12 protein-coding genes are annotated in these 12,176 nt (G+C 68.0%); 4 read left to right on the forward strand and 8 right to left on the reverse strand.

Annotated features, from left to right (window positions below; translation table 11 throughout):
• Nucleotides 1–141: 141 nt before the first annotated feature.
• The 4 genes from VG556_RS04420 (at nucleotide 142) to VG556_RS04435 (ending at nucleotide 3,288) form a co-directional block, all read left to right on the forward strand.
• Nucleotides 142–468 (forward strand): ComEA family DNA-binding protein, encoded by a 327-nt coding sequence (locus VG556_RS04420; RefSeq protein ID WP_024958219.1) that lies wholly within the window; start codon nucleotides 142–144, stop codon nucleotides 466–468.
• A gap of 351 nt (nucleotides 469–819) precedes the next feature.
• Nucleotides 820–1,902, forward strand: coding sequence for a L,D-transpeptidase (locus tag VG556_RS04425; protein ID WP_041863141.1), 1,083 nt, complete (start codon nucleotides 820–822; stop codon nucleotides 1,900–1,902).
• 17 nt (nucleotides 1,903–1,919) lie between these two features.
• Nucleotides 1,920–2,645 carry a murein L,D-transpeptidase catalytic domain family protein gene (locus VG556_RS04430; protein WP_032957373.1) on the forward strand — a complete coding sequence of 242 codons (726 nt, stop codon included), beginning with the start codon at nucleotides 1,920–1,922 and terminating at the stop codon, nucleotides 2,643–2,645.
• Nucleotides 2,646–2,679: 34 nt separating this feature from the next.
• Nucleotides 2,680–3,288 (forward strand): HutD family protein, encoded by a 609-nt coding sequence (locus VG556_RS04435; RefSeq protein ID WP_100449572.1) that lies wholly within the window; start codon nucleotides 2,680–2,682, stop codon nucleotides 3,286–3,288.
• Nucleotides 3,289–3,435: 147 nt separating this feature from the next.
• On the opposite strand, the gene VG556_RS04440 is transcribed toward VG556_RS04435, so the two are convergent.
• From VG556_RS04440 to VG556_RS04475, 8 genes are all read right to left on the reverse strand, one after another.
• Nucleotides 3,436–5,040, reverse strand: a complete 1,605-nt coding sequence (locus tag VG556_RS04440) for a sulfite reductase subunit alpha (protein ID WP_100449573.1) — start codon at nucleotides 5,038–5,040, stop codon at nucleotides 3,436–3,438.
• Entirely contained in the window at nucleotides 5,037–6,008 is a 972-nt protein-coding gene (locus tag VG556_RS04445) for an FAD:protein FMN transferase (RefSeq protein WP_049405604.1), read from the reverse strand. The genes VG556_RS04440 and VG556_RS04445 overlap by 4 nt, the downstream gene beginning before the upstream one ends.
• Nucleotides 6,009–6,060: 52 nt before the next feature.
• Nucleotides 6,061–6,864, reverse strand: a complete 804-nt coding sequence (locus VG556_RS04450; RefSeq protein ID WP_014646257.1) for a DUF4198 domain-containing protein — start codon at nucleotides 6,862–6,864, stop codon at nucleotides 6,061–6,063.
• 122 nt (nucleotides 6,865–6,986) lie between these two features.
• Nucleotides 6,987–7,505, reverse strand: coding sequence for a DUF2271 domain-containing protein (locus VG556_RS04455; protein WP_100449574.1), 519 nt, complete (start codon nucleotides 7,503–7,505; stop codon nucleotides 6,987–6,989).
• Nucleotides 7,506–7,531: 26 nt separating this feature from the next.
• A complete protein-coding gene (locus VG556_RS04460) occupies nucleotides 7,532–8,170 on the reverse strand; it encodes a PepSY-associated TM helix domain-containing protein (protein WP_014646258.1) in 639 nt (212 codons plus the stop codon).
• Between the two features lie 191 nt (nucleotides 8,171–8,361).
• Entirely contained in the window at nucleotides 8,362–10,782 is a 2,421-nt protein-coding gene (locus tag VG556_RS04465) for a TonB-dependent receptor domain-containing protein (protein WP_100449575.1), read from the reverse strand.
• Between the two features lie 145 nt (nucleotides 10,783–10,927).
• Nucleotides 10,928–11,329 (reverse strand): hypothetical protein, encoded by a 402-nt coding sequence (locus tag VG556_RS04470; protein ID WP_100449576.1) that lies wholly within the window; start codon nucleotides 11,327–11,329, stop codon nucleotides 10,928–10,930.
• Nucleotides 11,330–11,490: 161 nt separating this feature from the next.
• Nucleotides 11,491–12,168 (reverse strand): Fe2+-dependent dioxygenase, encoded by a 678-nt coding sequence (locus tag VG556_RS04475; protein ID WP_100449577.1) that lies wholly within the window; start codon nucleotides 12,166–12,168, stop codon nucleotides 11,491–11,493.
• Nucleotides 12,169–12,176 lie beyond the last annotated feature (8 nt).

The following is a 12,176-nucleotide window of genomic DNA, read 5'->3' on the forward strand; positions in this document are numbered from 1 at the left end:
TTTTTCCTACATCACGTCGGGTATTTGGCTGGCTTACGGAAATCCGGGAAACCGATAGGCTGTGCACATGTGGTGACGGACACTGTTCCTGCCGACGGGATTGCCGGTCGGGGCGGCCAGAATCACAGGGAGATACACGTCGTGCCTTGGTTTGTCGTGTTGAGGGCGCTGGTGCTGGTAATGGGGATCGCTGGGGCGCATGCCGCCGAACCGATCGACATCAACCGCGCCGATGCCCAGGCGCTGCAGCAGGGATTGACGATGGTCGGAGCCGCCAAGGCCGAGGCGATCGTCGAGCACCGGCGCAGACACGGCCCATTTCATCGCGTCGAGGACCTGACGCAGGTGAAGGGGATAGGGAAAGCGATCGTCGAACGGAATCGACAGCGGATCACCGTAGGCAACAGGTTGTTGCCGGCGGATCCGGTACCCGGATCGGTACCGGTGCGGACCGTACCCAGGCGCTGACAGCAGGAATCGTCGGAACCGGCAGGAGGCTGGTTCACCGGTCACGGACAGGAAGGCCGTGACCACCGACCGCCGCAGGACGCGGCACCAATCACCAGGATGGTGGCATCACAGACCTGTGGAAGGGGCTGAGATACAAACAGGACAGACGCGGCCGCGTGCAGGATGCAACGCTACCCCCACAGCGCAGGATGCGAGGGGGCGGCAGCAGGCCGACAAGGACGTAACGATTGCCCGGTACGACACATGGCTGTGTCGCCGGGCAATTTCATTTCCGGCGCCTGGTTTTGCCGCGGCCACCACGGGCCGATGGTGTACGGTGGCCGCTCCGCATGGAAAGGACCCCGCTGGATGCTTGTGCACCGCCCCACGACCCTGATGCTCGCCCTGGCACTGACCCTGCCACTGCTGGCCCATGCCGCTGCGCCGACGCCGACAGCCAAGCCTGCGGCCGAAGCCAGCACCGCCGACGTGCGCGGGCCGACCGACCTGAAACCGGGCGAGTACCTGTGGCATCCGGAAATCTCGCCGACCGGCCCGATCGTGCTGGTGGTCAGCCTCGATGAGCAGCGTGCCTACGTTTACCGCAACGGCATCGCCATCGGCCTGACCACGATCAGCTCGGGCAAGGCCGGGCACGAGACGCCGACCGGCGTGTTCACCATCCTGCAGAAGGACAAGGACCACAGGTCCAACCTCTACAACAGCGCGCCGATGCCCTACATGCAGCGGCTGACCTGGGATGGCATCGCCCTGCATGGCGGCAGCCTGCCCGGGCATCCGGCCTCGCATGGCTGCGTGCGCCTGCCGCAGGCGTTCGCGCAGAAGCTGTTCAGCGAAACCCAGCGCGGCGATACGGTGGTGGTGGCCGACGCCAAGAGTTCGCCGATGACCCTGGCCTATCCTTCGGTGCTGGCCCCGGTCAACGCGCGCGGCCAGGCTTTGCCGGAAACCGAGGGCGGGGCCCCGGCGCAGGCCTGGTGGGACGACAGCGCAGCCCCGGCCGGGCAGGTCGGCATCCTGGTCAGCCTGCATGACCAGCGCCTGTACGTGCTGCGCGATGGCGTGATGATCGGCGAGTCGCCGCTGAAGGCCGACGCCCTGCCGGCATTCCAGGGCACCACGCTGTTCGTGATGGGGCAGGGCTACAGCGATACGCCCAGCCCGCTGGACGTGAACCAGCGCCTGCACCAGTGGACGGCCTATCCGCTGCTGGGCCAGGATCGTGCCCAGGCCACCCCGGACCTGCTGGCCACGCCCTCGTTGCCAATGGCGCTGCCGGCCGATTTTGCCCGCCAGCTGTACCAGGTGCTGGTGCCGGGCACGACCCTGCTGGTGACCTCGTTGCCGGCGGTCCGCCCAAGCCCGGCTGAATCCGGAATGCAGCCGGTCTTGGAATCCGAGCCGCCAGGGTCCACCCTCAAAGGCAACTGAGTTCCCTCGTTGTGCCCATGACTGCATCCCGCCTGTGCCGGCTGGCCGCGTTCGGCCTGCTGGCGACCTCGGCCAGCGCCCCGGCGCTGGCACAGACGCCCGCCCTTGCCACCAGCGCTGATGATCTGGCTGCCTTGCTGTCGCGCAGTGCGCCCAAGGCTGACCGCCACGTGTTGCAGCTGGCGGCGCACGCCATGCGCTGTGCGTTGCAGCGTCCGGAGCTGGGCATCAACGGTGATCGTCTCAGCGTGATCGATTATTCGCGGCCGTCCACCGAGCCGCGCCTGTGGGTGTTCGACCTGGCCCACCAGCGCCTGCTGTTCGAGGAATGGGTGGCGCATGGCCGCAACAGCGGCGAGAACCGCACCCAGCACTTCTCCAACCGCGATGGGAGTTTCATGTCCAGCCTCGGCGCGTTCACCGCGCAGGAGACCTACATGGGCGGTAATGGATATTCGCTGCGCCTGGCCGGGCTGGAGCCGGGCTTCAACGACCGTGCGCGCGAACGCGCGATCGTCATCCATGGTGCGCCGTACGTGAACCCGGCCACCGCTCAGCTGCAGGGGCGCTTGGGTCGCAGCCTGGGTTGCCCGGCGGTGCGCCTTTCGGTGGCCAAGCCGCTGATCGATGCGTTGCGTGGCGGCACGATGGTGTTTGCTTACTACCCTGACCAGGATTGGCTGAAGCACTCGCAGCTGCTGGCCGGCGGATGCGGTGGCCAGGGCACGCTCGCTACGCGGTGATGCATGATGGCGCGTGGCGTGATGCAATGCGCCGATGAACGTCGACTCCCTGTTGCACACTCCGAGCCAGGTGATCTCCCACCTGGACTATCGCCGCGAACGCTGGCGGAATGGACTTGGCTGGACCCGCGAGATCCTGCGCCTTCCTGCGCAGGGTGATGACTGGGCGCTGCGCCTGTCGGTGGCCGAGATCGAGCAGGACGCTGCGTTCTCCACCTTCCCCGGCGTGGAGCGCGAACTGGTGCTGCTGCAGGGCAATGGCGTGCGCCTGCGTTTCGAGGATGGCCGCGTGGCCCAGGTGCTGCCGCCACACGGGCGGGCGCGCTTTGCCGGTGAGGAAACGCTGCACGGTGAACTGGTCGATGGCACCACCCACGACTTCAACCTGATGTGGAAGCGCGAGCTGCTGCAGGCCGAACTGCTGCACCGGCCGCTGGTGGGGTCGATGTTCTTCTTCTGCGAACCGGGCGTTGCGTGGGCGCTGCATCTGCTGGCCGGACAGGCGCAGTTCGGTGCCGATAGTGGCCTGCCGGCGCTGCAGGCGGGGGACACCGCGTGGTTGGCGGGGGGCGAGAGGCAACGGCATGCGCTCAGCGGTGGTGGCGAGTTGTTGGCGATACGGGTGAGCGCGGCGGGGGCATGATTCCTGGGCGCCGGTGGGCGCCATCCACGCATGGCGTGGATCTACTGCTGTGCGGTTGCCACCATGCCTGGGCACGCCGTCATGGTGCGGCTGTGGTTGGGGTCAGAGCCCTTTCCTGCGGAAAGGGAACCGACCCCGACGGTTCGTTCAATACACATCGCGCCGGTAACGACCGGCCAGCAGCAGCGCTTCCTTGCCTGCGGTACCCAGCACCCGCTCGATCACTGCATCCACGCCCGGGGCCATGCCCTGCAGGCTGCCGCAGACCAGGATCGTCGCGCCTTCATCGACCCACTGCCGCAGCGTCGCCGCTTCGGCCTGCAGCCGGTCCTGCACATAGCGATGCGCGCCGCCGTCGCGGCTGAACACTGCATCCAGCCGTGCCAGCGTGCCACTGGCCAGCATCGCCTGCAGTTCTTCGCCGAAATGGAAGTCGTGCGCGGCGGTGCGCTCGCCGAACAGCAGCCAGGTGCGGCGCGCGCCACGCTGGGCACGTTCGTGCAGGTGCGCGCGCAGGCCGGCGATGCCGGTGCCGTTGCCGATCAGCAGCAGCGGTACATCGGCGGGCACGCCATGGAAATTGTCGTTGCGGCGCAGCCGCAGTTGCACCGGTTCGCCGATGGCCGCGTGGTCGCACAGCCAGCCGCTGCCGATGCCGGGTGTACCGTCGGCGCGCAGTTGGCGGCGCACCAGCAGCTCCACCGCGCCGTCGGCCATCACCGAGGCGATCGAGTACTCGCGATGCGGCAGCGGTTGCAGGGTTGCCAGCAATGCGGGCAGATCACCCGGGGGAACCAGCGATGGCAGATGCGAGCGCTCGATACGGGCCAGCAACGCCTGCCCGTCATCCAGCATGGTGTCTGCATTGAAGCCCTGTGCATCGAGCCAGGCGCGCGCGCTGTGGCGTGGGTGCTGCGGGCCGATCTCGGCGATGTCGCCGGCCTGCCACTGCACATCGACGCCAGGCGGTGGCTGCAGGCGCACCCGGTACACCGGGCCGCCGGGGCTGCCCGGATTCAGATGCTGGCGTTGCAGCAACGTCCACGGCTGATACTCGGCCGGGCTCCAGTCGGGCAGTTCGGTGGCGCCTCCGCCAAGTTGTCCCAGCAGCTGCTGCCAATGTCGCAGCGCCGCCGGATCGGCATTGTCGACCTCGATCGCATCGAACAGCGGGTGCGCGCCGTGCTGGCGCAGCCACTGGTCCAGCTGGTGGCCGAATCCGCAGAAGTGGCCATAGCTGCGGTCGCCCAGCGCTAGCACGCCGTACTGCAGATGCTGCAACGGAGGCGGCGCGGCCATCACCCCGCGCAGGAACGGCAGGGCGTGGTCGGGCGGATCGCCTTCGCCGGTGGTGCTGGCAATGAACAGCGCGCGCTGGCTGTCGGCCAGCAATGCGGCGTCGACCTCATGCAGCCCGCGCACACGCACCGGCACGCCGGCACCACGCAGGGCCTCGGCACTGCGTTCGGCCAGTTCGCGGGCAAAGCCGGTCTGGCTGGACCAGACCAGCAGGAGCGGTGCGGTATCGGCGGACGCCGCATCATCGCGCGGACGAGTGCGCCACCACAGGGCCGCGCAGGCCAGCGCGTACAGCGCGGTGGCGATGATGGCGATCTGCGATTGCCGTGCCGGCGGTGCGCCCTGCCACCAGGCGTCGCCGAGGTGCAGGCGCAGCAGCGCCCAGGCGATCAGCGCCAGTACGATCAGTACAAGTGTGTTGCCGAGCCACGCACGCGATGGCCGAGTGCTCATGCGTCCTGCCCGTCGAGCAGGCGCTGGAAGGCGCTGCTGAGAAATTCCTGCGGGCCGTCTGCGGTGCGTTGCAGGTAGCGCGCGGCCAGTCCTTCGCGCTCGGCCAGCGCCATGCCCTGTTCGCGACCCAGCACGGTCAGTGCGGTAGCCCAGGCATCGGCGTGCATGGCGTCGTCGGCCACGACGGTGACCGCTGCGGCGACCTGCTGCACCGGCCTGCCCGTACGCGGGTCGAGGCTGTGGCTGTAGGCCTCGCCATCGGCCTGGTACTGGTGCCAGCGATCGCCCGAAGTGGCCACCGCCTTGCCGTCCAGCGCCAGCACCCGTGGCGGGGTTTCGGTGTGCACATCCTCTTCCGGTGCGGATTCCACCAGCACGCGCCACGGTTGGCCGTCCGGTTTTCTGCCGTAGCCGGCCAGTTCGCCACCCACTTCGATCAGCGCTGCAGCAATGCCTTGTCCACGCAACCAGGCGGCTACGTGATCGACGCCGAAGCCCTTGGCGATCGCAGAGAGATCCAGTTCCAGCCGGCCCGGTTGCAGCAGCGCATCATCCTGCCACTGCAGGCGCTGCCAACCGCAACGCTCACGGGTGGCCTGCAGGGTAGCGGCGTCGGGCTGGCGGCGTTCGCCGGCATGTGCACCGAAGCCCCACAGTGCAACCAGCGGACCGATGGTGGGATCGAAGGCGCCGTCACTGGCGGCAGCGATGGCCTGTGCAGAGGCCAGAACGTGGCGGGTCTCCGCCGGCAGCACGCACCATTGGCCAGCGTCGGCGCGGTTGTAGCGGCTCAGATCCGAGCCGGGCTCCCAGGTGCTCATCTGCGCGACCACGTCGTCCAACCGCGCCTGGATGCCGGCGTGCAGCGGGTGCAGGTCGCGCTGGCGCGACGCGACCAGCGACACGCTCCAGGTGGTGCCCATGGTGGTGCCACCGAGGCGGGCGATGTCGAGATGGGAATCGGTCATGGTGATGCGTTGCGGTGGCGATGCCGGGGAATGCCCGGCATCGCGGTCCACATTACTGCGGCAGCACTTCCAGCGTGGCGACGTAGCTCAGGCGGCGCTTGGCGGCCTGCTTCACCGACGTCTTGTTGTCCTCGGTGCCGGTCTCCAGCCAGTACATGCCGGCTTCCGGCCAGGTCACCTTGATCTCGCCCTTGGCATCGCTGGTCAGCTTCAGCTCGTCCTGCGCGTTGCGGTAGCGGGTGGCGCCACGCACGATCTCGAACTGCAGGCCGGCGGTCGGCTTGCCATCGACCAGCACGCGGAACGTGGCTTCCTCGCCGGCGAACAGGTCATTCGGGTGGCCGACGGCGACCAGCTCGATGCCACGGTTGGTCGGCTTCAGCGCGGTGTCGTTCGGCGCACCGTTGGTGACAAAGGTCTCCACGCGGCCGATCGACTGGCTCACTTCCAGCTTCTTCGCGTCCTTCGGCAATTCACCGAAGGTAGCCGCGCTGCCGCGCCAGCGCTTGCGCTCGCCGTTCTGCTCGTACGTGGCGAACAGGCCGTCATTGACCGACGCGATGCGGTAAGTGCCCGACTGCTTCAGTTCGATGTCGAACACGCTGCGGTACTTGCCGGTCGACGCGTTCTGCGGCTGCACGGTGCTGCCGTCCGGCGCGGTGATCACCAGCGATTCCAGGCGCAGCGGCACGTGGTTGAAGTAGAACAGATCGTTGGAGACCGCACCGTCGACGGTGATCCACGGCGCGTTGCCGGCGATCACGGTCTGCGAGGGCAGCAGCCAGGCCTTGTGGGCCAGGGCGGAGAAGGGAAGGGCAGCGGCCAGGGCGGCGGCGAGGACGAGCGTGCGCTTCATGCGGAAGACTCCAGTTGGAAGGGGTCGGATCCCTTTCCAGCGGAAAGGGCTCTGACCCCGAGGGATAGGGCGATGGGGTCAGAGCCCTTCCTGCGGAAGGGATCCGACCCCGGCTCAGGCAGTTATGGTTTGACGGCGAGGGTGACCTGGCCCAGTTCGGTGGCGCCCTGCGCCTTGCCGTTCTGCGCGGCGGTGGCCGGCCAGGTGAAGGGGATCTTCAGCAGTTCGCGGCCACCGACTTCGCGCACCGCTTCCACCACCAGGGTGTAGTTGCCTGGGGGCAGCTGCTTCAGTGCCGGCTGCCTGTCGTTGAACGACAGCGCGTGCTTGCCGGCCGGGCGGGTCGGGCCGGTCACGCCGTCCACCGGCACCTGCAGGGTGCGGCCGCTCTTGCGCCACCACTGGCGCAGGTCCGGCAGCCATTTGGTGCCGTGGCCTTCGCTGTTGCTGGTCTGCTGGTACCAGACCGACAGGTTGGCCGCGACCTTCTGGTCGGCGCCTTCCAGCCACACCGCCACGTACGGGCGGTGGTACTCGGCCACGTTGAGCTTGGGCACTTCGACGTTGATGTCGAGGGTGGTGGCGTACGCCGGCGAGGTGGCCAGCAGGCCGCTGAGGGCGATGGTCAGGGTGACGCGCATGGGGCGGCTCCGGAAACGAAGGAAAGTCAGTGGATCAGCAGCAGGGCGATCAGCAGCGGAATCATCAGGCCCAGGCCGACCAGCGGCCAGGTCATGCGCCGCTGCCGTGCATGCAGGTGCAGCAGGAACAGGCCGGTGATGCAGAACACCAGGCAGGCCACGGCGAACAGGTCCAGGAACCAGCCCCACGCCGGGCCCGCGTTGCGGCCCTTGTGCAGGTCGTTGAGGTAGGACACCGCGCCGCGCGAGGTTGATTCGTACTCCACCGCGCCGGTCCCGCGATCGATGCTCAGCCAGGCGTCGCCGCCGGGGCGCGGCAGCGACAGGTAGATCTCCTCGGCCGACCACTCGGCCGGGCGCCCGCCGATGGCGATGCCCAGCTGCGTGTCCAGCCAGTGCCGGGCCGGGCGCGGAATCGGTGCATTGCCGTTTTCGCGCGTGCCGAGCTGGCCGAGCAGATCGGCCGGCAGTTCCAGATGCTGGTTCTGCACCTGGGGTTTGGCTTCGATCTTCGCCGCGTGGTTGAGGGTCAGGCCGGTCACCGCGAACAGCAGCATGCCGATCAGGCACACCGCCGAGCTGATCCAGTGCCACTGGTGCAGCGTCCGCAGCCAGAAGCCACGGTTCTGTTGCTGCGCCACGGTGGAAGAGGCAGGACGGCTCACGGCACGGTTCGAGGCGGACGGGGACTGCCCATTACATCATTGATGAGAATAGCTCGCAATTGCGTGTCGTTCTGTATCGCTGGAGGGCGATTGCCGGCCAGCGGCCGGCACTACCGATCGGTAGATCCACGCCACGCGTGGATGAAGCGGTGCCGACCAAGGTCGGCACCCACCGGGGCCGGGCGCGGCGATCAGAACTTCGCGTTCAACGAGATCCAGTAGCTGCGGCGCTGGTCCTTGGTCGCGTAGTCGTCCACGCAGTTGAACTCGCTCTGGCTGATCAGGAGGCACGACTGCGAAACGAAGTCCTTGTCGAACAGGTTGTTGACCCGCGCGTTCACCGTCAGCCATGGCGTGGCCTTCCAGCTGCCACCGAGATGGAAGATGGTGTAGTCCTCGTAGTAGCGGGTGTGGCTGGCGCCGTTGGCGTCCAGCAGCGTGTCGCGGTAGCGGTCGTAGCGGCCTTCGCCGATCAGCGACAGGCTGATCGCTTCGTTGACCTGCCAGTTGAGGCTTGCATTGGCCATGTGCCTGGCCGGCATCGTGCCGCTGATCGGCAGGCCCTTCTGCGCGCCGCTGGTCTGCTCGCTCCTGGTCCAGGTGTAGTTGCCGCGCAGCTGCAGGGTGTCGAGCAGGTCGACATGCGCGGCCAGTTCGGCACCGCGGGTCTCGGCCTTGTCGATGTTCACGCTCTGGGTGAACGTGCTGTAGCCCAGTGCCGCCCAGCCCGGGCCGATGTCCACGCAGTAGCCGCTGCCGGCGCGGGCCACTTCGCAGTTCGCAAAGGTGCCGCCGCTGGCGATCTTGTCCTCGAACGTGTTGAAGAAGCCGGTGACGTTGAAGCCCCAGCGCTGGCCTTCGTAGTAAGCGGCCAGCTCGTAGTTGGTGCTGGTTTCCGGCTTGAGGTTCGGCGAACCGACCAGTGGCAGCACGCCCTGGCCACCGAAGCCGGTGATGCCCGGGAACAGCTGGTCCGGACGCGGGGTCTTGTAGCCGGTGCTGACGCCGCCCTTGAAGGTCCACGCATCGCTGGCATTCCACACCAGGTAGCCACGCGGACTGACATGGCTGCCGAATACGTTGTGGTTGTCGTAGCGCAGGCCGAAGGTGGCGGTGAGGGTGTCGGTCAGCGCCCAGTTGTCCTCGGCGAACAGCGCCCACATGCGGTGCGTCTGCTTGACGTTGCTGCGGTAGCCGGCGCCATCCATGCCGAACACACCGTCGACCATGTCAGTGTCGTTGTACTGGCCGCCCACGGTCAGCGTGTGCGCGCCGAAGTCCAGGTCGAGCATCGTGTCGAGCACGTAGCCTTCCAGTTCCATGGTGCGCAGCGGGCGCGGCAGGAACGCCTGCAGGCGCGCCATCTCGCTCGGGTTGAGGGCAACCAGGGCGTTGCCGCGGCCGGCCGCACAGTTGTTGGCAGCACCGGTGCGGCGGCAGACGTCATTCCAAAGCGTCTGCAGGTTGGCGCGCTCTTCCAGGGTCAGCGGCAGCGAACGGCCCAGGTTGCTGCTCTTGCTGTGGGTCAGCGAGGTCTGCCAGGTACCGAAGCTGTAGCGGCCCTGATGGGTCAGCGACAACTGGTCGCGTTCGTAGCGCTGGTAGGCGGTGTAGCCCACGCGCGGCTGCACCACGCGACGGGTGACGGTACCGCTGCCGTTCGGGTTGGGAATGACGGCATTGCCGACGCGCCACAGGCTGGCCAGGCTGTCGAGGGTGCCGGTCTGGCCTTCGCTGTTGTCGAACTTCTGCCGCGACACGTCGTAGTCCAGCCACAGTTCGTGATCGTCGTTGATGCGGACGTCCAACCGCACGCCGCTGTTCCAGTTGGTGTTGGCCACCGACTTGCCACCACCGCCGAAGCCGATGCTGCGCTCCCACAGGGTGCCGTCGGGCAGGGACAACGCATCCCATTCCGGGTTGGAAGCCTTCGCGTCGTAGTAGCTGCCGCGTACTGCCAGGCTGAGGCGCTCCTTCAGCAAAGGGCCGCTGAGGTAGAGGTCGGTGGTGCGTGCATCGCCGAACTGGTCGTCCTGCTGCACGGTGAAGCCCTGGCTGACCGAACCGTGCCAGCTGTCCTGGTCGCGGCGGGTGATGATGTTGATGACACCGCCCATCGCGTCCGAACCGTACAGCGTGGACATCGGCCCGCGCACGACTTCGATGCGTTCGATCGCGTCCAGCGGGGGCAGGTAGGCGAACTGGCCGCCACCGAAGTTGTTCGGATAGATCTGGCCGACATTGCTCTGGCGGCGGCCGTCGATCAGCACCAGGGTGTACTCGGACGGCAGGCCGCGCATCGACACGGTGGCGCGGCCGTTCTTGTCGGTCGCTTCCAGGCCGACGTCGATGCCTTCGACGTCGCGCAGCGCATCGACCAGGCTGGTGTACGGGCGCTTGCTCAGTTCCTCGCGGCTGACCACGCTGATGCTGGCCGGGGCATCGATCACCTTCTGCTCGAAGCCGGCGGCGGTGACCACCACCTTGTCCAGCGTCTGCGGCGCGCCTGCGGCGTCACCGTGGGCGAAGGCGGGGCTGGCGAAAGCCGCCAGCACGGCGCTGGTCAGCAGGGTACGGGACAGGGACGAACGGACACGATGGCGCTGGGCCATGGCAGTTACCTCGAAGGATGCAGGGTGGCGCGGTGCCGTGCGCGAAGGGCGCGGCAGGCACGGAAGGGCCGGTCAGGGGCGGCAGGGATGAAGCAGGCAGCGGCGTGCAGGCGCGACCGCGCAGGCGGTCACGTCGGGCCGTGGATCAGGCGAGCGGCGGCGCCTGGCCGCGTTGCTGACGGCGCCCGGGCGCATCGGCCCAGGGCGTGTCCGGAGCGGCCAGCGGCCAGTCCGCGCGCACGCCGGGCATGGCCGGCATGGCGGGTACGAGGTCGAGCTCAGTGCGCAGCCAGTGGCTGGCCAGCAGCAACGGCGGGCGTGCCTTCTCGGCCGACTTCACCGGAGCGGAGGCGCAGCGGCGCAGCTTGGCCGGCGCCTCTTCCTGCAGGGGTGTTTCGCCGCCACGTTCTTCCAGTGGCATCTGCACGGCCATTCCGGCCTGGGCCTGTGGCAGCAGCGGCAGGGTGCCCAGCAGCAACGCCAGCATCGCCACCCACGCCAGCAGGCTGGCCAGCGCGGGACGCTGGCCGCGCATGGCGGTGCCCATCTTGCGATGGATGAGTGGACGAGGGCGAAGCGGGCGCAGCAAGCGGGGTCCCCTGGGGCTGCCGGCAGCGGCCGGCATCAATGGGGCGTGATTGTAATGAGAGCTGTTAGCCGTTGCAAATGAGAATGATTGCCAAATGTCGCAGACCGGCCCGGCAAGGCTCAGACTTCGCTCCAGCGCCGCAGCAGGTTGTGGTACACGCCGGTCAGCTGCAGGATCGCCTCGGCGTCGCCGCCGGTCTGCCGCAGGCGCTCGATCGCGCCATCCATTTCCCACAGCAGGCGGCGCTGCACATCGTCGCGGATCATGCTCTGTACCCAGAAGAACGAGGCCACGCGCGCGCCGCGGGTGACCGGCCGCACCTGGTGCAGGCTGCTGGACGGGTACACGACCAGGTCGCCGGCCGGCAGCTTCACTTCGTGCTCGCCGTAGGTGTCGCTGATGATCAGCTCGCCGCCTTCGTACTCCTCGGGCGCGGACAGGAACAGGGTGCAGGAGATGTCCGAGCGCAGCTGCTCGCCATTGGCCAGGTTCATCACCGCACCATCGACGTGGTAGCCATAGGTGCCGCCACCGCTGTAGCGGTTGAAGCGTGGTGGCAGGTACTTCAGCGGCAGCGCGGCACTGAAGAACAGCGGGTGCCGGGCCAGCGCGACGAGGATGATCTCGCCCAGTTCGCGGCGCAGCGGCGAAGCCTCGGGCAGCTGCTGGTTGTGCTTGGCCTGTGCGCCCAGATGCCCCACGGTTTCGCGGCCATCGGTCCAGTCGGCGGCGTCGAGGCGGCGGCGGAAGTCGGCGACCTGGTCGGCGCTGAGAATGTCGGGGATGTGCAGCAGCATGCGGGACT

The organism is Stenotrophomonas sp. CASM106 (genome assembly GCF_049384825.1).
In the GTDB taxonomy this organism is placed as follows: domain Bacteria; phylum Pseudomonadota; class Gammaproteobacteria; order Xanthomonadales; family Xanthomonadaceae; genus Stenotrophomonas; species Stenotrophomonas muris.